Origin of the sequence: Streptomyces sp. NPDC006435 (assembly GCF_040612315.1) — a bacterium.
GTDB lineage: Bacteria > Actinomycetota > Actinomycetes > Streptomycetales > Streptomycetaceae > Streptomyces.
Window position 1 is genome coordinate 312,879 of record NZ_JBEXPY010000001.1, and the last position, 22,708, is coordinate 335,586.

20 protein-coding genes and 2 tRNA genes are annotated in these 22,708 nt (G+C 71.9%); 13 read left to right on the top strand and 9 right to left on the bottom strand.

Features of this window, described 5'->3' with window-relative positions; translation table 11 throughout:
* Nucleotides 1-216 precede the first annotated feature (216 nt).
* Complete coding sequence (locus tag ABZZ04_RS01385; protein WP_356930131.1) at nucleotides 217-681, bottom strand: SSI family serine proteinase inhibitor; 465 nt, start codon at nucleotides 679-681, stop codon at nucleotides 217-219.
* A gap of 228 nt (nucleotides 682-909) precedes the next feature.
* On the opposite strand from ABZZ04_RS01385, the gene ABZZ04_RS01390 reads away from it, so the two are divergent.
* Nucleotides 910-1,000, top strand: a tRNA-Ser gene (locus ABZZ04_RS01390).
* A 144-nt stretch (nucleotides 1,001-1,144) separates the two neighbouring features.
* On the opposite strand, the gene ABZZ04_RS01395 is transcribed toward ABZZ04_RS01390, so the two are convergent.
* Nucleotides 1,145-2,542 carry a hypothetical protein gene (locus ABZZ04_RS01395; protein WP_356930132.1) on the bottom strand — a complete coding sequence of 466 codons (1,398 nt, stop codon included), beginning with the start codon at nucleotides 2,540-2,542 and terminating at the stop codon, nucleotides 1,145-1,147.
* Between the two features lie 639 nt (nucleotides 2,543-3,181).
* On the opposite strand from ABZZ04_RS01395, the gene ABZZ04_RS01400 reads away from it, so the two are divergent.
* A tRNA-Arg gene (locus ABZZ04_RS01400) sits at nucleotides 3,182-3,254 on the top strand.
* 238 nt (nucleotides 3,255-3,492) lie between these two features.
* Here the strand turns inward: ABZZ04_RS01400 and ABZZ04_RS01405 are convergent.
* Nucleotides 3,493-3,801 (bottom strand): hypothetical protein, encoded by a 309-nt coding sequence (locus ABZZ04_RS01405; protein WP_356930133.1) that lies wholly within the window; start codon nucleotides 3,799-3,801, stop codon nucleotides 3,493-3,495.
* Between ABZZ04_RS01405 and ABZZ04_RS01410 the strand changes: the two genes are divergently transcribed.
* On the top strand, nucleotides 3,764-4,894 hold the full coding sequence (locus ABZZ04_RS01410) for an ISAs1 family transposase (protein WP_356930134.1): 1,131 nt from the start codon (nucleotides 3,764-3,766) through the stop codon (nucleotides 4,892-4,894). The two genes, ABZZ04_RS01405 and ABZZ04_RS01410, sit on opposite strands and share 38 nt — an antisense overlap.
* A gap of 64 nt (nucleotides 4,895-4,958) precedes the next feature.
* On the opposite strand, the gene ABZZ04_RS01415 is transcribed toward ABZZ04_RS01410, so the two are convergent.
* Genes ABZZ04_RS01415 through ABZZ04_RS01425 form a run of 3 tightly spaced genes read right to left on the bottom strand, consistent with a single transcriptional unit; the run spans nucleotide 4,959 to nucleotide 7,419 of the window.
* Nucleotides 4,959-5,468: a hypothetical protein gene (locus tag ABZZ04_RS01415; RefSeq protein ID WP_356930135.1), complete on the bottom strand. Its 510-nt coding sequence runs from the start codon at nucleotides 5,466-5,468 to the stop codon at nucleotides 4,959-4,961.
* Nucleotides 5,465-6,922 carry a hypothetical protein gene (locus tag ABZZ04_RS01420; RefSeq protein ID WP_356930136.1) on the bottom strand — a complete coding sequence of 486 codons (1,458 nt, stop codon included), beginning with the start codon at nucleotides 6,920-6,922 and terminating at the stop codon, nucleotides 5,465-5,467. Before ABZZ04_RS01420 ends, ABZZ04_RS01415 begins: the two co-directional genes overlap by 4 nt.
* A 47-nt stretch (nucleotides 6,923-6,969) precedes the next feature.
* Nucleotides 6,970-7,419, bottom strand: a complete 450-nt coding sequence (locus ABZZ04_RS01425) for a hypothetical protein (protein ID WP_356930137.1) — start codon at nucleotides 7,417-7,419, stop codon at nucleotides 6,970-6,972.
* Nucleotides 7,420-7,773: 354 nt separating this feature from the next.
* Here ABZZ04_RS01425 and ABZZ04_RS01430 point away from each other — a divergent pair, with 354 nt between their 5' ends.
* The 8 genes from ABZZ04_RS01430 to ABZZ04_RS01465 all read left to right on the top strand — a co-directional run bounded on the left by ABZZ04_RS01430 (nucleotide 7,774) and on the right by ABZZ04_RS01465 (nucleotide 17,704).
* The gene (locus ABZZ04_RS01430) at nucleotides 7,774-8,169 is read left to right on the top strand and encodes a DUF6578 domain-containing protein (protein WP_356930138.1); all 396 of its coding nucleotides are present in this window, start codon (nucleotides 7,774-7,776) and stop codon (nucleotides 8,167-8,169) included.
* 170 nt (nucleotides 8,170-8,339) lie between these two features.
* Nucleotides 8,340-9,425, top strand: a complete 1,086-nt coding sequence (locus tag ABZZ04_RS01435) for a pyridoxal-phosphate dependent enzyme (protein WP_356930139.1) — start codon at nucleotides 8,340-8,342, stop codon at nucleotides 9,423-9,425.
* Between the two features lie 113 nt (nucleotides 9,426-9,538).
* The gene (locus ABZZ04_RS01440; protein ID WP_356930140.1) at nucleotides 9,539-10,420 is read left to right on the top strand and encodes a DUF2797 domain-containing protein; all 882 of its coding nucleotides are present in this window, start codon (nucleotides 9,539-9,541) and stop codon (nucleotides 10,418-10,420) included.
* A 142-nt stretch (nucleotides 10,421-10,562) separates the two neighbouring features.
* Nucleotides 10,563-11,450, top strand: a complete 888-nt coding sequence (locus ABZZ04_RS01445) for an amidohydrolase family protein (protein ID WP_356930141.1) — start codon at nucleotides 10,563-10,565, stop codon at nucleotides 11,448-11,450.
* Between the two features lie 90 nt (nucleotides 11,451-11,540).
* The gene (locus tag ABZZ04_RS01450; protein ID WP_356930142.1) at nucleotides 11,541-12,380 is read left to right on the top strand and encodes a response regulator transcription factor; all 840 of its coding nucleotides are present in this window, start codon (nucleotides 11,541-11,543) and stop codon (nucleotides 12,378-12,380) included.
* 50 nt (nucleotides 12,381-12,430) lie between these two features.
* Complete coding sequence (locus ABZZ04_RS01455; RefSeq protein WP_356930143.1) at nucleotides 12,431-14,023, top strand: HAMP domain-containing sensor histidine kinase; 1,593 nt, start codon at nucleotides 12,431-12,433, stop codon at nucleotides 14,021-14,023.
* 25 nt (nucleotides 14,024-14,048) lie between these two features.
* Nucleotides 14,049-15,407: a bifunctional glycosyltransferase family 2/GtrA family protein gene (locus ABZZ04_RS01460; RefSeq protein WP_356930144.1), complete on the top strand. Its 1,359-nt coding sequence runs from the start codon at nucleotides 14,049-14,051 to the stop codon at nucleotides 15,405-15,407.
* Between the two features lie 47 nt (nucleotides 15,408-15,454).
* Nucleotides 15,455-17,704, top strand: a complete 2,250-nt coding sequence (locus ABZZ04_RS01465; protein WP_356930252.1) for a glycosyltransferase family 39 protein — start codon at nucleotides 15,455-15,457, stop codon at nucleotides 17,702-17,704.
* A 45-nt stretch (nucleotides 17,705-17,749) separates the two neighbouring features.
* On the opposite strand, the gene ABZZ04_RS01470 is transcribed toward ABZZ04_RS01465, so the two are convergent.
* Entirely contained in the window at nucleotides 17,750-18,637 is an 888-nt protein-coding gene (locus ABZZ04_RS01470; RefSeq protein ID WP_356930145.1) for an endonuclease/exonuclease/phosphatase family protein, read from the bottom strand.
* A gap of 131 nt (nucleotides 18,638-18,768) precedes the next feature.
* On the opposite strand from ABZZ04_RS01470, the gene ABZZ04_RS01475 reads away from it, so the two are divergent.
* Both ABZZ04_RS01475 and ABZZ04_RS01480 read left to right on the top strand, forming a co-directional pair.
* On the top strand, nucleotides 18,769-20,292 hold the full coding sequence (locus ABZZ04_RS01475) for an MFS transporter (RefSeq protein ID WP_356930146.1): 1,524 nt from the start codon (nucleotides 18,769-18,771) through the stop codon (nucleotides 20,290-20,292).
* 120 nt (nucleotides 20,293-20,412) lie between these two features.
* Nucleotides 20,413-21,171, top strand: coding sequence for a TetR/AcrR family transcriptional regulator C-terminal domain-containing protein (locus tag ABZZ04_RS01480; RefSeq protein WP_356930147.1), 759 nt, complete (start codon nucleotides 20,413-20,415; stop codon nucleotides 21,169-21,171).
* Between the two features lie 83 nt (nucleotides 21,172-21,254).
* On the opposite strand, the gene ABZZ04_RS01485 is transcribed toward ABZZ04_RS01480, so the two are convergent.
* The gene (locus tag ABZZ04_RS01485) at nucleotides 21,255-21,725 is read right to left on the bottom strand and encodes a PPOX class F420-dependent oxidoreductase (RefSeq protein WP_356930148.1); all 471 of its coding nucleotides are present in this window, start codon (nucleotides 21,723-21,725) and stop codon (nucleotides 21,255-21,257) included.
* A 95-nt stretch (nucleotides 21,726-21,820) separates the two neighbouring features.
* A complete protein-coding gene (locus tag ABZZ04_RS01490) occupies nucleotides 21,821-22,636 on the bottom strand; it encodes a YceI family protein (RefSeq protein ID WP_356930149.1) in 816 nt (271 codons plus the stop codon).
* Nucleotides 22,637-22,708 lie beyond the last annotated feature (72 nt).

The window sequence follows — 22,708 nt, forward strand, 5'->3', positions numbered from 1 at the left end:
TGGCCCCGGCACGGCGCGCGCCGCGCCCGTCCGGGGTGACGAACCCCTGGTCACCGGGGTCGTCCCCCGGCCCGTACCCGGAGCGGCCCCGTCCACTCGCCCCCGTCGTCGATCTTCCGGATCCGTTCGAACGGATCCGGATTCGTCGGACTCATCGGTTCCGCCGGAGCCGCCGAATCCATCGGATCGTTTCGTCGAACGGATTCGACGGCCGCCTCACCGGACGTTGGGGAGCACCGGCCGCAGGTTGTTCCAGCGGGAGATCTCGCAGCCGTCGGTCCGGGTGAAGACCGTGTCGATGCTCCGCCCGTCCCAGGTGCCGGTGACGCGGGCGGTGGCGGGCCCCCCGTACTGCATGGTGCACGGCATGTCCGCGGGCACCGGGGCGAACGGGTTCTCCCCCTCGTCCGCCAGCTCCTCCAGCCGCCCGCATGCCCGCCCCGCCACCGGGTGGGTCCCGCCCGCCGGGTCGCACCGCAGCTCGAAGGTGCCCTCGGCCGAGGGGTCCCCCGAGTCCGAGACCGTGATCGTCAGCCGGGTGGGGCCGTCCTCCCCCTCCGGTCCGGGCAGGGGCAGCGGAATCGGCAGCGGGAACGGACGGCTGTCCGCGGTCGCGGCCGGTGCCGCCGCGGACAGCACGGCGAGGGACACGACGGCGGTGAGGGCGAGACGACGCAGCATGCGGGCTCCTGTGCTCGTGCACTTCGAAGGGAGTGCCGGTGGAACGACGTGAACGACCGGAGGACGAGCCTCCGCCTTCACTAACGCTCCGCACGCCGCGGCGTTGCGCAACCGCAGGCACTTTGCCCTCGCGCCCGAATGCCTAGTACCGTAGGCGGCGATTGGTGACACGGCGCTCAGCTGTGTCATCATCTGCACACACCGCTCGCGCTCGCGCGGGGAGTGTATGGAGGCGTCGCCTAGTCCGGTCTATGGCGCCGCACTGCTAATGCGGTTTGGGTCTTAAAGCCCATCGAGGGTTCAAATCCCTCCGCCTCCGCTTTCTCTTCGGGGAGTCCGGCCACTTCGGCCGGACTCCCCGAAGTCGTTTCCGAAGCTTTCTCCGGAGCCGGTCCGCGGTCCGCGGCCCGCGGTGCTCGCGCCGTCCGGCGACTGCTGCTTCCGGCCGGCTGATCCCGGTCGGCTACTTCCGGTCGGCGCAGGGGTCGCAGCAGGTCGGGGCCGGCTCGACGCAGATGACGACGGTGTCGGTGTTGTCGCGGGGGTCGGGGTCCTTCTCCTCGGCGGTGGCCGTGGCGGAGTTGACGACCGGACCGGGCCCGGTGGCCTTGGCGCGCAGCACGAGGGTGGCCCCGGCACCGACGTCCAGGGTGCCCACGGCCCACCGGCCGGTGGCCGGGTCGTGGCTCCCGGGCCCGTCGGCGGACAGCAGGACGAGGCCGTCGGGGAGCCGGTCGGTGACGGTGACCCCGGTGGCCCGGTTCGGTCCGGCGTTGCGCACGGTGACGCGGTAGGTCACCGTCTGGCCGACGGTGACGGTGGTCGCGTCGGCCGCCTTGACCACGGACAGGTCCGCGGCCGGATCGACCTGAGTGACCTGTTCGTCGGAGACGGCCGTCAGCGGCTCCGGGGCGTCGCCGAGCCGGTTCTCGTAGGTGGCGGTGGCGGTGTTCCTGATCTGCCTGCCGCCGGAGGCGCGGTCGATGGTGACCCGGTACTCGGCCGTGGTTCCCCCGGGCAGGGTCTCGGTGTTGGGCAGACTGCCGCCCTCCCCGGTGGTGGCGGTGTTGCCGAGTCTGAAGACGACCCTGTCGGCCGAGGCGTCGTAGTACGCCTGGTCGCCGTCCCGTGCATCGGTCTTCACCCCGGCGTTCGGGCCGTCGACGATGCGCAGGGAGCCGGGCAGGTACGTCGTGCCCGGCGGGATGCCGTCGGTCAGTACGAGGTTCTCGGCCGCGCCGCCGCCGTCGTTCCTGGCGTTGACGCGGTACGTGATGACGTCGCCCACCTCCAGCGGTCCCGTGGGCGCGGCGGTCTTGGTGAGCACCACGTGGGGAGCGGTGCCGAAGAAGATCCCGTCCAGGAAGTTGCCGATGCTCTGGTTGCCGCCGGCGGCGGAGACGGAGCGGAAGGCGAAGCGCGTCAGCGTCTGACCGGCCGGGACGGTGTAGGTGCCGGTGTAGTGGCCCCAGGCGGTGTTGCCGTCGGTGAAGCGCCGCTGCTGCACCGCGGCGCCCGGCGCGCCGATGTCCAGCGCCATGGTGTCCTCGCCCTGGCGGCCGCGGTGGTACAGCCGCCAGTACAGCTTCGTCCCGGGGGTGGTGGGCAGATCCTGGTAGAGCGTGGAGACCTGATTGGCGTTGAGTTCGGCGAACTGCGCGCCGTCGGCCGCCGGCACCCCGTTGAAGCCCGAGTGCCACAGCTCGATCAGGTGGTCGGAGGCGGTGGTGCGCCAGCCCGGAACGTGCTTGGGCGCCTGCGGCTGCGAGGCGTCCGGCAGGAATTCCATACTGGCGACGGCGGGCTGTTCGAAGCTGCCGTTGGCCAGGTTGACCCGGAGCGGAGCCGGAGGTGTGGACATGGTTCTTCCCCTCAAGTCGACGCTGCTGGAGTGCGCCGCCGTCCGGCCGCACGTCCGTGCGCCGCGGCGGAGCCGACACACCCGGTAGCGCAATGCATCGAGGACGCCACGTAAAGTGACGATCGAGGTGGTTCGGTCAATCCCGCACGACGGGTTTGCGCCCCCGCTCCCGTTTCCCGCATGCCGCCCCCGCCGCCCGGCCCGGCCTCCTCGCGCCGCACCCGTCGCGCAGGTCCCCCGGTCCCCTCCCGCCCACCCCGTCATGGCCGGAAACCTCCGCCGTGCCCCCGGCGCCCACCCTCGCGCAGGGTGAAACCGTCCCCAACGGAGTTGACGCCCCCGGCGCCACGACGACGCCCGTGAGGAAACGGCCTCGCGGCCCGCGGGTCGCCGCGGACCTGGACGTTCCGGATCCCGCACCGGCTCCGCGCCGCGACCGGGACCCCGCGCGGGGAGCTGTTGCACGAATGGCGGCGGAGAGGCCCGCCCGAGTCGCCCACCGACTGCCCCGCACGACCTCGAATCGAGGCGTTTCTGCAGGTAGGGGCGGGTTTGGCTAATGGATTTCGCGCTACGGCGCAGGTCATGTAATGTTGTTCTCGCAACGCCGACCGGGAAGAAAAAAGCCCGGAACGCCAAGCACTCGTAGCTTAACGGATAGAGCATCTGACTACGGATCAGAAGGTTGCAGGTTCGAATCCTGCCGAGTGCACAGCAAGCAAGAGGCCCCGGAGAAATCCGGGGCCTCTTGCGTTGTGTCGTGACGGCAACGGCTGATGGCAACTTCTTCTGGGGTGGCTGTCGGATCGGTCGGACGTCCTGCTGCCACTGTCCGGCCTGTTGCTGTTCTCTTCGACGTGTCCCTGGCACTGTCCGAACAGGACACCGGCCAGGCTGCTCCGGCCGACTGGCAGGCAGCTCGCTCGGACAGTCCGCGACGGCGAGCCGGTTCAAGGAGCCCGACGGTATTCGCGCCAGGTGGTTGCGGCGGCCGCGAGGCGCAGGGTCCAGAGGTCGGGGTTGGGGGTGCTGATCTCGGCCCAGACGTTGTTGTTGGCGGTGGCGAAGGCGGTGATGCCCTCGCCGGGGGCGGTGTGCCGGGCGGGGATCTTGGCGGCCCAGCGGTCGGCCGATGCGGGGGTGTGGCCGGCGGCGATGAGCCAGATGTTCCAGTAGCCGACGGCCGCATCGATCCAGCTACTGGCAGCGGCCCACGACGGCATGGTCCTGGCCCAGCGGCAGGTCGCTTCCAAGAGCAACGAGATTCCCTCCTTCGCGCCGTTGCTGGACGGTCTCGAGCTGGAGAACACGGCAGTGACCGCCGACGCCCTGCACCCCCAGCACGACCACGGGGCCTGTCCGACCAGTCGCGGCACGCACTGCGTGGCCGTCGTGAAGAAGAACCACCCGGGCCTGTACACCCAGGTCAGGAAGCTGCCCTGGGTGTACATCCCGCTCGGGCACCGCACTCGCGACCACGCCCACCACCGCGACGAGGTCCGCCGGCTCAGGGCCGCCGCCTTCAGCCACCTCGACTACCCCGGCGCCCGCCAGGCGATCCAAGTCGTACGGTGGCGACGCGACGTGAGCACCGGAAAGTTGACCATCGAGCGCGTCTACCGGATCACCAGCCTGAGTGTCTTCGACGCCACCTGCGCCGAACTCGCCACCTGGATCAGAGGCCACTGGGGTATCGAGAGCCTCCTGCACCACGTCCGGGACCGCACGTTCCGCGAAGACGGCTCCAAGGTCCGCACCGGCACCCTGCCCCGCGCCATGGCCTCCCTGCGCAACCTCGCCATCGGGGGAAGCCTCCCATCACTCCCTGCAGCGCGGCCGGTACCTGCCGCGGCCAGTACCGCGACACCGGCACCGGCCTTCAGCGCCACACCGGCACCGCCTGGGCGGGCCTCGCCGCCGAGATCATCCCGGTCGGTGCAGTACACGATGGTCCCGCGCAGCCTGTCCTTGATACGGCTTCACGCGCGCCGCTGGGCGGCGGAGCTTGGCTGGATCGGCGACAGCGACACGGCCACCCAGGTCGTCGCGGAGCTCTCTTCCAACGCCCTGCGTCACGCGCATCGCAGGGGCAAGCTCATGGAAATGCGGCTCGCGGTATGCGAGGACGGCAGTCTCGTTGCTGAACTCTCCGACCTTGTCGTGCACTTCGACAACTTTGAGCAGATCCTCGCCACAGGGTCGCTTCCCGGCCCCTCCCTCGATTCACCCGACCTGGACGAGATGCCCGAGGACGGGCGCGGCCTGCCTTTGATCATGGCCCTTGCCGAGTCGGTGACCTGGCACCCGCGCCAGTATTGCGGAAAGACCGTTTGCGCCCGGCCGGCCCGGTGAGCGTATGCCGTCCTTCGAAGCCGAGGCTCCCCGATTGGGCCGCCGTGCTCGGCTGAGACTGAGCTCAGAACGCCTTCAGGTAGACCCTGGCCTGATCGTCCTTGAGTGTCTGGACGTAGATGTCGATCCACTGCACCTTCTTGCGGCGGTCGTCCTTCACGCACGGGGGGCAGACCCCGGCCGAGCGTGTTTCCTTCAGCGTCTGGGGCTCGGCCAGCCCCAGGTGCTCGAAGAGCTCGCCATCCGGGGCGAAGTCCACCTTCTTCGCCTTGAGCGGTTCTTCGGAACGAAGGTCCTTCGCGATGTCTTCGGCCTTCTTCTCGCTGGTGACGAACGAGAGGAGGTAGATGTCCTCCTGCGGGTTGATCTGTACGGCTCCCTTGACCTCGGTCGCACCCGTCGGCGCCGCCACGTCCATGAACGCCGACGCCTCGGGCGCGCCGGCGTTCTTGTCCCACTGCGAGGTGCGCCCGTCGGTCACACGACGATCGTCCGTGTCCGGGCTGGAGCACGCGGAAAGCAGGAGGGCGGCAGTCAGCGCCGAGATGAGGGCGGCACCTCGCTTGATCGTCACCGGTTCTCCTCGTCGCCGCGGGAGACATCGCCGCGGGTTCCTTCTCGTCCTTGGTCCGGTGGGTCGACCGTCGGTTGTGCGTCGTTGTCCAGGTCGTACGTGCACGTGGAGCTGCTGCCCCGCATGTCGAACTCCTGGGCAAGACCGGTCTTGTGGAGGCGTCCCATCTCGGAGTCCGGGACCACCACGCCTCCGGGGAAAGTGGCCGACTTGCCGGCGTCCCAGTTGTACCGGTCCCACACGTTGGCCTGGTAGTCGAGCGAGACCTTGGGCTTGCCGTCGGCCCCGGGAGTGACGGTGACCATCCCCGACACATTCTGTTGGTGGGAGCCGACCGCGTGGAACCACTCGTCGCTCTGGAAGGTGCGACCGACTGCCTTGCTCTCCACCGGCACGACGACTGTCCTGTCGTTGCCGGCCCTCTCGAAGGCATCGAGCCCTTGCCGACGCCACGTGTCCTGGTTCTGAGCGATGTGGACCGAGACGTCGTCGCGAAAGCCGGAATCGTCCTTGAGGATGCGGTCGATGTCCAGATCCAGCGGCTCACCCGACTTACCCAGATAGTGCTCCATGTTGCGCGACGCGGCGTTCTCCCCCGTGAAGTCGCCGCCGGCCGCGATGGCCTGCGCGCGAGCCAGGTACCACAGATCCTTGGCCGTCGGATCTTCGGTGTTGAACGCTCCGGAACCCTCATCAGCAGCATGCCACTTGTACAGCGGGCTCATGATCCCCGCCTTGCGCAGTTCGTCGCCCTTCTCCTGGAGGAGGATGCCGCGCGTTACCGGATCAAGGCCACGCCACCACTCGGCGACCGCCTTCTTGCCCTTGGGGATGTGCTGCGCCTTCGCCGTCTCCTCAAGCGACGGGTACGGGTTCGACTCCACGTCACGGTTGAAACCGCCGACCGTGCCGTCCAGGGGGTTCTTGTCCTGAATCAGTGAGGCGAGGGCGACCTTGAATCCTTCGTCCGCGTCGTTCAGGGCCGCGACTGCCGCGTCCAGTTGTTCGGTCCATCCGGCAGCAGCCTGGCGAGCGCTCTCTTGGTAATCAGGGTCGTGCGCGTAGGCCGTGTAATCGCCATGATTCAGCTTGGACGTGTCGAATTCGACCGAGCCTTGCTCGGATACCTTCATGTCGGACTTCACCGCGTCCTCTCGCACATGCTCGATCTTCTTTCGAAGACGACTGAATTCCGCGTGTGCGTCACGGAGCAGTTCAGCGACGGCCTTCGCCTCGTTCTGCGCCCCTTGGTACTCCTTCCACGTCACGTCGAAGCGCGCGGAGCCAGCGTCGGCACTCAGGCCCACCCATGTGTCACCGAGGGAGATCTTGCGCACGTCCTGTTCGTAGGCCCGCGCCAGCTTGTCGAAGTCTTTGGCCATGGTGGCCCAGTCATCGGCAGCAGCGGTGAGTTTGGACAGGTCGGTGCCCATGATCTCGTAGTACGTCGCCACGCCTGAACTCCTATTGCAGCGCTCGCAGTTCGGTTGGGTCTGCGCGATCAGAGCGAGTCGAGCGCGGAGGACTTGCGGATCCCCAACTCCACGCCTGTGTCGGTGTTCTGCAGCAGCGTGTTCGTGGCGCGCAATGCGACCTTCTCCGAGCCGAGGCGGTTCATCAGCGTGGTGAGCTGCTCGCTCCACGTCTTACGCGCGGTCTTCAGGGCAGGGCCGGTGAGCCACCCCTCAAACTCCCGTGCGGCTGCCCCTGTGCTCTCGCGCGCCTGAGTACCGTCCCGATGAGTGTCCGGCTCCAGGTGCTTCTCGATCGCCTCGGCCGCCTTCTTCTTCTCGGCCGGGCTCGAGGCGAGGTCCTTGCCGCCGGACGGCGAGCCTCCACTGCCATCGAGTGGGGCCAGATGGTTCGGGCGCATCCGAGTCGGCGCCGCGCTGCCCGGTGAGGTGTCGCCTTCGGTGAAGATCTCTCCCCCGAGTGTGATCAGATGCCGCAACTTTATGCGGGGCGCACTTGGGGCGGCAGAGGTCCGGTGAGGCGAGGAGAGCCTCGTTCGGCTGGATGACTCACCTCCCGCGCCACGCATACGACTGGCTCTCGTGCCGGACGGCACAGTCGTAACGGGCGAGAGCCGCAGGAGCGATGTTCGCAACTGCGGCAAAGCGGCGGGCGGTGTTCCGGCCACGGAGGTCGGTGACGTATCCCACGGCTTGCGGATCTTGAACGAGTGAGGGTCTTCTCCGGGTTCGGTGTGGATTGCGACATCTCCGCCGAGCGATCAGAAGGCCCTTGTGCCCCACCGCAATGCACCCCTGACCGAGAGCATCCGCGTCAGCGAGAAAATGGCCGCATGACTTTGACGATTTGGGTCGATGACTGGCAGATGCAGTGCTGCGGAGAGCGCTTCGCGCCGGGGGACGTCGTCTCGTGGACGCTGCTGGAGGCCGATCCGGAGGAGTACACCGGTGTCGTCGGCGGCGAGCGCGCGGCCGGGATCGACTTCCGCGAGGAGCACCACGGCCAGGGGGAGGAGACCGCGCCCACCTCGGTGGAGGTGGTGTCGATCGACGAGGTGCACTGCCGTTACGAGGTGCTCCCGGGCTTCACGGACCAGGTGAACTGCCCCGTTCCGGGCACGACCGTGCTGGTTCCGGTCGAGGCGGCGGACGGGTGGGCGAAGGCCAGGCCGAAGCTCCGCTTCGCGGGTTACCTGGTGACCGCCCGGCGTGCCGCGGACGGGGTGTAGGGCGCGGCTGCTCGTGGACGCCGGGGGAGCCGGCGGGAGGCGTGGTCCTCCGGGGCTCCCCGTCCTCCCAGGCCTTCCGGGGCTCCCCGGGCTCCCCGGCTTCCAGGGCTTCCTGCGTCGGCCGTACGGTGACGGGCACGTCGATGTCGATGGTGTCGGGGAGGACGGTCATGGGCGTGGTGCATCCGCACGGGTGGGCGGTCGACGCGATCCGGCGGGTACGGGGCGACGGCCTTCCGGCACCGACGCCGCTGCGTCGGCTCCGGCTTCCGGGCCCCGCCTTCCAGGACGTCGAGGTCCATGCCAAGGACGAGTCGGCGCATCCCACCGGCAGCATGAAGTACCGGTTGGTGCGGGCCATGTTCTGCCATGCGATCGCGAGCGGAACCCTCACGGCGGACACGCCCGTGATCGCCGCGACGAGCGGGGCGGTCGCTGTCGCCGGAGCCCGTTTCGCGAGGCTTCTGGGGCTGGAGTTCACGGCGGTCGTACCGGGGCGGACTCCCGCGCGTGCCCTCGCCGGGATCGAACGGGAGGGCGGGCGCTGGCAGGTGGGCGAACTGCCTCCGGCCGCGGTGCAGGAGGAGGCGGGAGCGTTGGCCGGGCGGTGCGGCGGCTGGTTCCTGGACCACTTCACCGACGCGGAGCCGGCGACGGCAGGATCGGGTGAGCCGACCGTCGCCGACGAGATCTTCGAGCAGATGGAGGGCGAACCGCACCCCGTTCCCGCGTGGATCGTCGTCGGCGCCGGGACGGGTACGACGTCGGCCACGATCGGGCGCCATCTGCGGAGGCACGGGTACCGGTCCCGGCTCGCGGTGGTGGACCCGGAGAACTCGGCCTACTTCCCGGCGTGGGCGAGCGGCTGCGCCGACTACGCCACGGGGATGCCCTCGCGCATACCGGGCATCGGCCGCCCGCGGACCGAGCCCGGTTTCCTGCCGACGGTGATGGACCTGGTCATCCCGGTACCGGACGCGGCGTCCATCGCCGCCACCCGGTGGCTTTGCACCGTCACCGGGATCGAGGCGGGGCCCGCCACCGGAACCAACCTCTGGGGGATCTGCCGGCTGACGGCCCGTATGCGGGAGGAGGGGGTGCGGGGCAGCCTGGTCACCGTCATCGGGGACACCGCCGAGCCGTACCGGGCGACGTGCCTCGACCCGGACCGGGCGCGGGCGCAGGGGCTCGACTGCGCGCCCCACGAGGCCGTTCTCCAGGAGTTCGCCCGCACCGGGCGGTGGCCGGGGGTGTGATGCCGCCCGGTGAGCGGTGAGCGGCGGGGCCGGGGGACGTGGTTCCCCCGGGGCGGGGTTCTTCTGGGAGCCTTGGGGTTCTTTTCAGTGGTCCTGCGCGGGGGTTTGTACACATGGGGTGGCAGTGCACCGGGATGCGGTGGCCCGAGGAGCGGGGGGTGCCCGTGCTGGGGTGGCGGCGGGGCGGAGAGGTGCGGGAGAGCGCGCCGGCGTACGGGGCGGAGCTGGGGTTCCGGGCCGGGGGTGAGCGGCACTGCGTCGGCGCTCGGGGGAACGTGTGCCCGGTGGGGGCCGTGGTGCCGGGGCGGAGCACGGGGGCACGGTGCCCGGAGTGTGCGCGGCTGGACCGGGCGCACTCGGTGGCCGCCGACACGATCGTCGACGACCCGAGGACGTACCGGGTGTATCTGGCGTGGTTCGGGCCCGGGATGGTGAAGGTCGGGATCACCGCGGAGGAGCGGGGCGCGGCGCGGCTGCGGGAGCAGGGGGCCGTGGTGTTCAGCTGGCTGGGGCGCGGGCCGTTGATGGCGTGCCGCCGCACGGAGGAGGTGCTGCGGTCGGCGCTCGGGGTGCCGGACCGGATTCCGTACGCGAGGAAGAGGGCGGTGCGAGGAGCCTTGCCGGGGGCGGCGGAACGCGGTGCGGAGGTCGCCGGGCTGTACGGGCGGGCCGTGGCGCTGGAGGGGGCGGGGTGGCCGGAGACGCTGGAGCGGTTGCCGTTGGAGGCGGTCGACCATGCCGCGCTGTTCGGGCTCGACGGCGGGGTGGAGGTGGCGTGGGCGGTCACCGAGCTGGTGGACGGGGGCGCGGTCGTGGGGCGGCTGGTGGCGGCGGCCGGGCCCGATCTGCACCTGGAGACGGCGACGGACGGGCCCGTGGTGCTGGACACCCGGTTGATGACGGGGTGGGAGCTCGGGGCCGCCGGGGCGGGGAGCGGGGCCCGGGTGCCGTTGGGCGACATCGGGGGCGGCGGGGTGCAGGGCGGGCTGTTCTGAGCCGGAGGAGCGGGGCAGGGCAGGGGCAGGTGCAGGGGTGAGACAGGCGAGGTCAGGGGCCGGTGGGGCGGGGAACGGGGGGCTCTGGGATCGTCGGTCCGGGACGGTGGTCCGTCCGACGGCCGGGAGAGAGGCGTACGGGATGAGCGGCACGAGCGGTGACATCGACGACGTCGTGCGGTTCCGGGAGCGGCTCGGGCTGCCCGGACTCATCGACGTCCACACGCACTTCATGCCCGAACGGGTGCTCCGCAAGGTCTGGGCGTACTTCGACTCGGCCGGTCCGCTGACCGGGATGGAGTGGCCGATCGCCTACCGGCACGACGAGGACGAACGGCTCGCGTTGTTGCGCTCGTTCGGCGTCCGCCGGTTCACCTCGATGCTGTACCCGCACAAGGCCGGCATGGCGGCCTGGCTGAACGGCTGGGCGGCCGACTTCGCGCGCCGGGTGCCGGACTGCCTGCACACCGCGACCTTCTTCCCGGAGGAGGGCGTGGAGCGGTACGTGCGCGAGGCCGTGGAGGCGGGGGCGCGGGTCTTCAAGTCGCACGTCCAGGTCGGCGCGTACGACGCCAACGACCCGCTGCTGGAACCGGTCTGGGGGCTGCTCGCGGAGGCCGGCGTCCCGGTGGTGATGCACTGCGGCTCGGGCCCGGCGCCCGGGAAGCACACGGGCCCCGAACCGGTCGGCCGGCTGCTCGCCCGGCACCCCCGGCTGCCGCTGATCGTGGCCCACATGGGGATGCCGGAGTACACGGACTTCCTGGACCTCGCGGAGCGGTATCCGCGGGTGCGGCTCGACACGACGATGGCGTTCACGGACTTCACGGAGGAGCTCACCCCGTTCCCGGCGGCCGAGCGGGGGCGGCTCGCGGCGCTCGGCGACCGGATCCTGCTGGGCACGGACTTCCCGAACATCCCGTACCCGTACGCGCACCAGCTGCACGCGCTGGAACGGCTGGGGCTGGGGGACGACTGGCTGCGGGCGGTCTGCCACGGGAACGCGAGCGCGCTGTTCGGCGTGGACTGACCTGCCGGGGCGGTCCGTCCTCCGGGTTTTCTCAGGGAATTCACAGAAACGGGAAAGACCTCTCTCAGAGGGGCCTCACAGGGTTGGGGCATGACGACGACCTCGCCCCGGACCACGACTCCGCCCCGGACCACGACGCCTTCGCATCGGACGGCGGCACCCTCGCCCCGGACGGCGGCGCCTTCGCCCCGGACCACGACGGCCTCGCCCCAGGGGCGTACCGAACTGCTGAGGGCGGACCGCAGCCCCGTCCGTGTGCTGGTGGTGGACGACGAGGCACCGCTCGCCGAGCTGCTGTCCATGGCCCTGCGCTACGAGGGCTGGGAGGTGCGCAGCGCCGGGGACGGTGCCGGGGCCGTCCGGATGGCGCGGGACTTCCGGCCGGACGTGGTGATCCTCGACGTGATGCTGCCCGACACGGACGGGTTCGCCGTGCTCGGCGGGCTGCGCCGGGAACTCGCCGAGGTACCGGTGCTGTTCCTGACCGCGCGCGACGCGGTGGAGGACCGGATCGCCGGTCTCACGGCGGGCGGCGACGACTACGTCACCAAGCCGTTCAGCCTGGAGGAGGTCGTGGCGCGGCTGCGCGGACTGATCCGGCGCTCCGGCACGGCGACCGCGCGCAGCGGCTCGACGCTCACCGTCGGCGACCTGGTGCTCGACGAGGACAGCCACGAGGTGAGCCGGGGCGGCACCTCCATCCACCTCACCGCCACCGAGTTCGAGCTGCTGCGCTTCCTGATGCGCAACCCGAAGCGGGTGCTGAGCAAGGCGCAGATCCTCGACCGGGTGTGGAACTACGACTTCGGCGGCCAGGCCAACGTCGTCGAGCTGTACATCTCGTACCTGCGCAAGAAGATCGACGCCGGGCGGTCGCCGATGATCCACACCCGGCGCGGGGCGGGATACCTCATCAAGCCCGGGGAGTGACCCCGATGGGCACCACGGGACGGGCGGGGCGTGCTGGGCGCACGGGACGCGTGGGGCGCACAGGACGTGCGGGACGCGCGGGGCGGTGGTCGCGGAAGGGGCCGTGGACGCTGCGGACCCGGCTCGTGGTCTCGGCGGTGACGCTGATCGCCGTCGTCGCCGCGGTCATCGGGTCGGTCACCACCATCGCCTACCGCAGCTACATGTACAAGAAGCTCGACGACCAGTTGGACGCCGTCGCCGTACGGGCCGCGAAGCCGCCCGGCGGCGGGCTGCCGATGCCCGGCGGCGACCGGCCGTGGACCCGCGACCCGCTGGCCTTCGTCGACGCGCGCGGGCTGCCCGTCGGCGCCTTCGGGGCCGTGGTGGCGGACGACGGCTCGGTCACCGGGTCACGGGTGGTCGTGGAGAGCGCCACCGCACCGGGGCCCGGGGACGAGGACAGCGGGCAGCCGATGACCGCCGCCCAGCGCGACGCCCTGGCGGCGGCGGACATCGCCGCCGGGGACGGGGCGCGGAACGTCGACCTGCCGGGGCTCGGCTCCAACCGGGTGCGGGCGGTCACGGACCCGAACGGGAAGACCCTCGTCGTGGGCCTCCCCGCCGCCGAGGTGGGCTCCGCGCTCACCATCCTGATCCTCGTCGAGGTCTGCGTCACCGGGGCGGGCCTGATCGCGGCCGGCATCGCGGGCGCCGTCATCGTCGGCGTCGCGCTGCGCCCGTTGCGCCGGATCGCCGCGACCGCCACCCGGGTCTCCGAACTCCCGCTCCACAGCGGTGAGGTGGCGCTCCTGGAACGGGTGCCGGACGCCGAGGCCGACCCGCGCACCGAGGTCGGCCAGGTGGGCGCAGCGCTCAACCGGATGCTGGGCCACGTCGGTTCGGCCCTGGCGGCGCGTCAGGAGAGCGAGACGCGGGTGCGCCGGTTCGTCGCGGACGCCAGCCACGAACTGCGCACCCCGCTGGCCTCGATCCGCGGCTACGCCGAGCTGACCCGGCGCGGGCGCGAGGAGACCGGGCCCGACACCCGGCACGCCCTGGGGCGGATCGAGTCCGAGGCGGAGCGGATGACGGGCATGGTGGAGGACCTGCTGCTGCTCGCCCGGCTGGACGCCGGGCGCCCGCTCGCCCCGGAGCGCACCGACCTCTCCCCGGTCGTCGTCGACGCCGTGAGCGACGCCCGCGCCGCCGACGGGGACGGTCACCACTGGCGTCTGGAACTCCCGGACGAGCCCGCGACCGTGCACGGCGACCCGACCCGGCTCCACCAGGTGCTGGTCAACCTGCTGGCGAACGCCCGCACCCACACCCCGCCCGGCACGACCGTGACGGTCGTCGTGCGGGCCGCGACCGGTCGGCCGCGGGTGACGCTGGAGGTCCGGGACGACGGGCCCGGCATCCCGCCGGAACTGCTGCCGCACGTCTTCGAACGGTTCGCGCGCGGTGACGCCTCGCGTTCGCGCAGCGCGGGCTCGACCGGGCTCGGGCTGGCCATCGTGGAGGCCGTCGTCACCGCGCACGGCGGCCGGGTGGAGGTGGAATCGGCGCCCGGGCGCACGGTCTTCGCCGTGCACCTGCCGGTTCCGCCGCCGCACGCGCCGGCGCATTCACAGGTGGGGGACAGGCTCGGCACATCGGTGTGACAGCGCGGTTGGCGAACGTCGGGGCATGCGAACCGACACTCCCCGGAGCGCCCTGCCGGCCCGGGACCACCTGCTCGCCGCGACAGCCGACGCGGCCGGTCCGGCGGGTGCCCCCGTGCTCGACGTGGTGGTACCCGTTTACAACGAGGAGAAGGACCTCGAACCCTGTGTGCTGCGCCTGCACGAGCATCTGACGCGCACCTTCCCGTACGCCTTCCGGATCACCGTCGCGGACAACGCCAGCACCGACCGGACGCCGCAGGTGGCGGCCCGGCTCGCGGCGGCGATGCCCCGGGTGCGGTCGTACCGGCTGGAGGAGAAGGGCCGCGGGAGGGCGCTGCGCACCGTCTGGTCGCACTCGGACGCCCCGGTCCTGGCGTACATGGACGTCGACCTCTCGACCGACCTCAACGCGCTGCTGCCGCTGGTCGCGCCGCTGATCTCGGGCCACTCCGACCTGGCCATCGGCTCCCGGCTGGCCCGCAGCTCGCGGGTGGTGCGCGGGTCGAAGCGGGAGTTCATCTCGCGCGCCTACAACCTCATCCTCCGTTCGTCGCTGGCCGCCCGGTTCAGCGACGCGCAGTGCGGGTTCAAGGCGATCCGCCGCGAGGTGGCGCAACGGCTGCTGCCGATGGTCGAGGACACCGGCTGGTTCTTCGACACGGAGATGCTGGTCCTCGCCGAGCGGGCCGGGCTGCGCATCCACGAGGTGCCGGTCGACTGGGTCGACGACCCCGACTCCACCGTCCACATCGTGCGGACGGCCACGGAGGACCTGAAGGGCGTGTGGCGGGTGGGGCGGGCGCTGGCGGTCGGCGCACTGCCGCTGGACCGGCTGGCGCGGCCCTTCGGGGACGATCCGCGCGACCGCGTGCTGAAGGGGGTGCCCGGCGGCCTGGCCCGCCAGCTCGTCGGGTTCTGCGCCGTCGGCGCGCTCTCCACGCTCCTCTACCTCGCCCTGTACTCGCTCTTCCGGCTGGGCGTCGGCCCGCAGCTCGCCAACGGAGGCGCCCTGCTGGTCTCGGCCGTCGCCAATACGGCGGCCAACCGGAGGCTCACCTTCGGGGTACGGGGCCGGGGCGGGGCCGTCCGCCACCAGGCACAGGGCCTTGTCGTCCTCGCCATCGGCCTCGCCCTGACCAGCGGTTCGCTGGCCGCGCTGGGGGCGGCCTCCGGATCGCCGTCGCACGGCACGGAACTCGCCGTGCTGATCGCGGCCAATCTCGCGGCGACCGTACTGCGGTTCCTGCTCTTCCGCGCCTGGGTCTTCCCGGACCGGGCCACCGGGGTCACCGGGGGCACCGGGACCGTCGAGACCACCGGGGTCACCGAGACCGCCGGGACCGCCGCAGACACCCACCACGAACAGGGGAACGCCCGATGAGCACGCTGCATCCCGATCGCTTCCCGCCCCCGCAGGACCCGCCCCCGATGCCGTCCTCGCCGCCTTCGCCTTCGCCGTCCTCGTCCCCGGCCGCCGCCGCGCCGGGCCACGGGCGTCCGGGCGGCCCGGCGGGCCGCGTCCTGCGGGGCCGGCCCGAGGACCCGCGCTGGGTGCGCCCGGCCTTCCTCGGCCTGCTGCTGGTCGTCGCGCTCGCGTACTTCTGGAACCTCAGCGCCTCCGGCTACGCCAACTCCTTCTACTCCGCCGCCGCCCAGGCGGGCAGCCGCAGCTGGAAGGCCCTCTTCTTCGGCTCGCTGGACGCTGCCAACGCGATCACCGTCGACAAGCCGCCCGCCTCGCTGTGGCCGATGGCCCTGTCGGTACGGGTCTTCGGCCTCGGCTCCTGGGCGATCCTGGCCCCGCAGGTGCTGATGGGGGTGGCCACGGCCGGAGTGCTGTACGCGGCGGTGCGCCGCCGCTTCAACGCCGCGGCCGGGCTGATCACGGTGGTGGTGTTCGCGCTCACGCCGGTCGCCGCGCTGATGTTCCGCTTCAACAACCCGGACGCGCTGCTGGCGCTGCTGATGACCGTCACCGTCCACTGCGTGCTGCGCGCGATGGAGAACGGCCGGACGGCGTGGCTGGTGTGGGCGGGGGTCGCGGTCGGGGCGGCCTTCCTGGTGAAGACCCTGCAGGCGTTCCTGATCCTGCCGCCGCTGGCCGTGCTGTACGCGGTGTTCGCGCCGGTGTCCGTCCGCCGGAGGTTCGGCCAGCTGGGGCTCTCGGCGCTGGCGATGACCGTCGCGGGCGGCTGGTGGGTCGCGATCGTCGAGCTGTGGCCCGCCTCGTCGCGCCCGTACATCGGCGGCTCGCAGAACAACTCCTTCCTGGAGCTGACCTTCGGCTACAACGGCCTCGGCCGGATCAACGGCAACGAGACCGGCAGCGTCGGCGGGGGCGGCCGGGGCGGCGGTCCCGGCGGCGGTGGCGGCGGCGGTCAGTGGGGGGAGACCGGCATCGGCCGGATGTTCAACTCCGAGATCGGCGGCCAGATCTCCTGGCTGCTGCCCGCCGCGCTGATCCTGCTCGTCGCGGGCGTCGTGCTGACCCGGCGGGCGAAGCGCACCGACACCGCCCGCGCGGCGTTCCTCGCCTGGGGCGGCTCGCTGCTGATGACGGCGGTGGTCTTCAGCTTCATGGCGGGCATCTTCCACCAGTACTACACGGTCGCCCTGGCCCCGTACCTCGCCGCGCTCATCGGCATGGGCGTCACGGTCCTGTGGGAGGAACGGGCCAGGTGGTGGACGCGTGCGGTGCTGGCCGGCTCGGTCGCCGTGACCGCGCTCTGGGCGTACGTCCTGCTGGGCCGGGCCCCGGACCACCTTCCCTGGCTGCGCTGGGCGGTCCTCTTCGGCGGCCTGGCGGGTGCGGTCGGGCTGCTGTTCGTCGCGCGGGCGGGGCGCCGGCTGGCTGTCGCGGTGGTGGCGGTGGGCTTCGCCGCGTCGCTGGCGGGCCCGACGGCGTACACCCTCAGCACGTTGAGCACCGGGCACCAGGGCTCGATCGTCACGGCGGGGCCCTCCGGCGGCGGCCCGATGGGCGGTCCGGGCGGCGGCGGTCGCGGCGGACGCGGGGACGGCGGCTTCCCCGGCGGCATGCGCCCCCCGGGCCAGAACAACCAGCAGAACGGCGGCAACCAGCAGAACGGCGGCAGTCAGCAGAACGGCAACCAGCCGGGCACGAACCCGGGCACGAACCCGGGCACGACCCCAGGAGCCGGTCAGGGCTCGAACCAGGGACCGAACCAGGGGACGCCTCCCGGCGGCACCACCGGCACCTTCCCCGGCGGGATGCCCGGCGGCACGTTCGAGGGCGGTCGGGGCGGTCCCGGCGGCGGCGGAGGCGGTGGCATGGGCGGCCTCCTCAACGGCGCGTCCGTCGGCTCCGAGGCGAAGAAACTCCTGGAGAAGGACGCCGGGGACTACACCTGGGTCGCGGCCGCCATCGGCTCGCAGAATGCCGCGAGCTACCAACTCGCCACCGAGGAACCGGTGATGGCGATCGGCGGCTTCAACGGGAGCGACCCGTCCCCGACGCTCTCCCGGTTCAAGGAGTACGTCGAGGAGGGCCGGATCCACTACTTCATCGGGAGCGGCACGGGCGGCATGGGCGGCGGTCCGGGCGGTGGCGACGGCACCTCGTCCTCGATCTCCTCGTGGGTGGCGGAGAACTTCGAGGAGGTCACGGTCGGCAGTGCCACCTTCTACGACCTGACCAGCCCGAAGATCGACACGTAGGGGCGCAGGGGCGCAGGGGCGCAAGGGCCCAGGGGGCCCAGGGGCTCAGCGCCGCAGCAGCAGGTCCGCGACGACGGGGCGGTGGTCCGAGGCGAGTGTCTCGGCCACCGCCGCGTCGCGCACCCGCACCGAGCCCTTCGACACCGCCACGTAGTCGATCCGCTGTGCCGGGGCCGCCGCCGGGTACGTCGGCCCGCCCGGATCGGCGTCCGTCAACTCCTTCCACAGCGGGGCGAGTTCGGGTGCGGTGGGCGGCGCGTTGAAGTCGCCGAGCAGGATCTGCCGAACCGCCCCCGGCCCGGCCGCCCCGTCCCCGCCCCTGCGCCCGTCCTCGGCCATGATCCGCCGGGTGTCGGCGACCTGGGCGGCCCGTACGGCCGGATCGGCCCGGTAGTCGAGGTGCGTCACGTACACGTGCACCGGCAGCCCCTTCACCCGCAGGACCACCTCGCCGAAACCGGGCGCGGGCGCGGGCACCGGGTCGGGGTCCTGGGTGGAGAGCCGGGTGATCTCGTGGTTCTCCGCGCCCACCACGCGGTACCGGGACAGCACCGCCACCCCGAACTCGCGCCGGGGCGCCCCGGGGTCCTGCGGATCGAGGCTGTAGATCGGGGCGAACGACACCCGCATGTCCAGCCGTTCGGCCAGCTCCGCCGCCAGGTCGCGCCACTCGCTGCGGGTGCCCCAGTGGGAGTCGACCTCCTGGAGCCCGATCACATCGGCGTCCAGCGCGCGCAGTTCGGCGGCCTGGCGGGCCGGGTCGAAGACGCCGTCCGCGTCCGCGCCCGCGTGGATGTTGTACGTGACCACGCGCAGCGGCACCGCGGGCCCCCGCCCCGCCGCCGTCTCCGCGGCCGACGCGGGAGGCGCCGGAACGGCCCCCGACAGCCCTGCCGCGACGAGCACTCCCACCGTACGACGACGCAGTGACATACCACTCCAGCCCTTGTCGGATCAGCGGCGAGCAAGGTACCGCGGACAAACGCGTTGTACACCGTACGAGAACCCTTGTACGGTGTACAACGACCATCTCTTGTACGTCGTATAGGAAAGCGGGGAACCGTATGACGGCGACCGCCGCGGAGCAGAGCCCCCTCTCGCCGCCGAGCCATCCGCAACGCTGGCTGATCCTCGGCGTCATCTGTCTCGCCCAGCTCACCGTGCTGCTGGACAACACCGTCCTCAACGTCGCGATCCCCTCCCTCACCCGGGAGCTGAAGGCATCCACCGCCGATGTGCAGTGGATGATCAACGCCTACTCGCTCGTCCAGTCGGGCCTGCTGCTCACGGCCGGCAGCTCCGCCGACCGCTACGGCCGCAAGAAGATGCTCATCACGGGGCTCGCCCTGTTCGGCGTCGGTTCGCTGGCGGCCGGGCTGTCCCAGTCGTCCGGGCAGCTGATCGCGGCCCGCGCCGGCATGGGCATCGGCGGCGCGCTGCTGATGACCACGACCCTGGCCGTCGTCGTGCAGATCTTCGACGACAGCGAGCGGATCAAGGCGATCGGCATCTGGTCGACCGTCAGCTCGCTCGGCTTCGCCGTCGGGCCGCTGGTCGGCGGGGTGATGCTCGACCACTTCTGGTGGGGTGCGATCTTCCTGATCAACATTCCGGTCGCGCTGCTCGGCCTGATCGCCGTCGCGCGGCTGGTCCCGGAGACCAGGAACCCCAGCGGCGACCGTCCCGACCTGCTCGGCGCGCTGCTCTCCACCATCGGCATGGCGGCCACCGTGTACGCGATCATCTCCGGCCCGGAGCACGGCTGGACGTCGGGCCGGGTGCTGCTGACCGCCGCCGTCGGCATCGCCTTCGTCGCCGCCTTCGTGCTGTGGGAGCTGCACATCCCGTACCCGATGCTGGACATGCACTTCTTCCGCAACGAGAAGTTCGTCGGGGCGGTCGCGGGCGCGATCCTCGTGGCCTTCGGGATGGGCGGCTCGCTCTTCCTGCTCACCCAGCAGCTCCAGTTCGTCCTCGGCCACGGGCCGCTGGAGGCCGGTCTGCGCACCGCCCCGATGGCGCTGAGCGTCATCGCCCTCAACCTCACCGGCCTGAGCGCCAGGCTGGTGCCCAGGCTGGGCACGCCGGTCACGATCGCGGCCGGGATGGGCCTGCTGTCCGCGGGGCTGGCCGCCGTCGCGCTGCTCGGCGGCAACGGCTACGGCGGCATGCTGCTCGGCCTGGTCGTGATGGGGGTGGGCATCGCGCTCGCCGGGCCCGCCATGGCCAACGCGATCATGAGCGCCATTCCGCCGGAGAAGGCGGGCGTGGGCGCCGGGGTCAACGGCACGCTCGCCGAGTTCGGCAACGGCCTGGGCGTGGCCGTGCTCGGTGCGGTCCTCAACTCCCGGTTCGGGGCCCTCGTCCCGGCCGCCGTCGGAACCGCGTCGCTGCCCGCCGCGCTCGCCTCGGCCGGCGACGACGGCGAACGGGCGCGGATCACGGACGCCTTCGCCTCGGGGCTGGAGACCAGTCAGCTCGTCGGGGCGGCCGCGGTGCTGGCCGGCGGGCTGCTCGCCGCACTGCTCCTGCGCCGTGCGGAGCGGACCGAAGACGCTCGGGGAGCCACTGCGGGGACCGCGGCATAGCATCGTGCCGGGGCGTGCGGGTCCTGCCGCAGGTCCGCCGCGCGCGCACGGGCGCACGTGGCGGAACCGTCCCAAAGGCAGGGTCCCGTCCCCCACGGGCAAGATGAGGAGAGTTGCGCCATGGTGTCCGCGACCGGTCGTGTGAAGAAGCCCGCCAGGCCCAGCGTGTGGCTGGACCGGTCGGCGCCGTCACGCACCCGCCGGGCGGACCAGCAGCCCGGCCTGGACCGGGACAGGATCACCGCGGCCTCGGTCCGGCTGCTGGACGCCGAGGGCCTCGCCAAGTTCTCCATGCGCCGGCTCGCCGCCGAGCTGAACGTCACGGCGATGTCCCTCTACTGGTACGTGGACAACAAGGACGACCTGCTGGAACTGGCCCTCGACGCGGCCTTCGGCGAACTGCCGCCCCTGCGCGAGGACGCGCACTGGCACGACCGGCTGCGCGAACTGGCGACCGAGTACCGCAGCCTGCTGGTCCGGCACGTCTGGGTGTCCACGCTCGCCGGGCACTACCTCAACATCGGCCCGCACGCGCTGCTGATGTCGCACTCCGTCCAGGACGTGATCCGGGCGACGGGCCTGCCCCTGGAACGCCAGGCCGGCGCGATCTCCGCGGTCTTCCAGTTCGTGTACGGATTCGGCACCATCGAGGGCCACTTCGTCCAGCGCAGCGCGGCCGCGGGCATGACCCAGCAGGAGTACTACCAGTACGCGCTGGGGACCGTCCGGGACCAGCCGCAGGCGAACCGGATCATGGAGTCCGCGCAGGAGCTGATGGAGGCCGGCGGCGGCGACACGGTCGAGGAGATCCGCGACCGCGACTTCCACGTCGCCCTGGACCTGCTCATCGCGGGCATCGAGGCGCTGCGGGACCGGTAGCGGGGCCGGTAGCGGGGCCCGGGCGCGAGGGGCGTACGGCCGTCGGCCGCCGTACACGGGCCCGGGCGGGGCCCGCCCGGTTGTCAGCCGCCGGACGACAGGCGGGCCGGGAAACCGCCGGTGGCGACCGGACCCCAGCGCTCCGGGGTGATCCGGATGATCGACTTGCCCTGCTCGACCATCGCCGTCCGGTACTCGTCCCAGTCCGGGTGCTCACCGGAGATGTTGCGGAAGTATTCGACGAGCGGCTCGACCGACTCCGGTGCGTCGATCACCTCCGCCACCCCGTCGATCTGCACCCACGGGCCACTCCATTCGTCGGACAGCACGATCACGCTGACCCGCGGGTCCCGCTTCGCGTTGCGGGTCTTGGCCCGCTCGGGGTAGGTCGAGACGACGATCCGGCCCGCGTCGTCGACACCGCAGGTCAGCGGGGAGCCCTGCGGACGGCCGTCGGCCCGGGCGGTCAACAGGATCGCCCGGTGCCGGGGCCGTACGAAGGCGAGCAGGCCGTCGAGCTCCACGGTCGTGTTCGTCGCGATGTTCGGTGCCATGCCCGCAGGCTACGACGACGGGGCCCGCCCCGCACGGCCCGGACCACGACCGGGACCACGACGACGGGGCCCGCCCCGCACGGCCCGGAGCCGGATCACGACGGCAGGGAGTCGCCCTGCACGGCCTGGATGTCGAGGTCCACCCGCAGCGTCGTGCCGATCGCCGAGATGCCCGCCCGCACCACCTGGTTGTAGTTCATCGCGAAGTCCTCGCGGTGCAGCTCCGCCGTCGCGTTGAAGGCCGCGCGCACCCCGCCCCACGGGTCCGGGCCGGTGCCCAGGTAGCTCAGGTGCAGGTCCACCGGGCGCACCACGCCGTGCAGCGACAGCTCGCCGTGGACCAGCCAGCGGTCGGGACCGACCGGGGACAGCCCGTTCGAGCGGTACGTGATCTCCGGGAACCGGTCCACGTCCAGGAAGTCCGGCGAGCGCAGGTGCTTGTCCCGCATGCCGTTGCCGGTGTCGATGCTGGCCGCGCCGATCACGGCCTCCACCCGGGACTGCTCGACGTCCTTCGAGATCTCGATCCGGCCGCTGAAATCGGTGAACCGGCCGCGCACGCTGGAGATCCCCAGGTGCTGCGCCGACGCGCCGACCGAGGAGTGCGCCGGGTCCAGCGACCAGGTGCCCGGCGGCGGCAGCTCCACGCCGCCCTGGCGGGCCAGCACCACCGTGCCGGCCTCGACCCGGCCGCTCGCCGTGACGAGGGCGGTGGAGGCGGCGGGGGCGTACCCGATCGCCGTGACGATCACCGTGTACGCGCCGGCCTGGAAGGGGGTGTCGGTCCGTACCGCCCCGTCCTCGTCGGCCGCGGCCCGCAGCACCTGCGCGCCGGTCATGTCGGTGACCGTCACGATCGCGTGCTGGACCGCCCAGCCGTCCCGCGTCCGTACCTGTGCGCGAAGTCCCATCCGTCTCTCCCTGCTCTTCCTGCTCGCCTTGCCGGTACTGCTCGTTCTGCTCGGTGCCCCCATGAGTCGGGC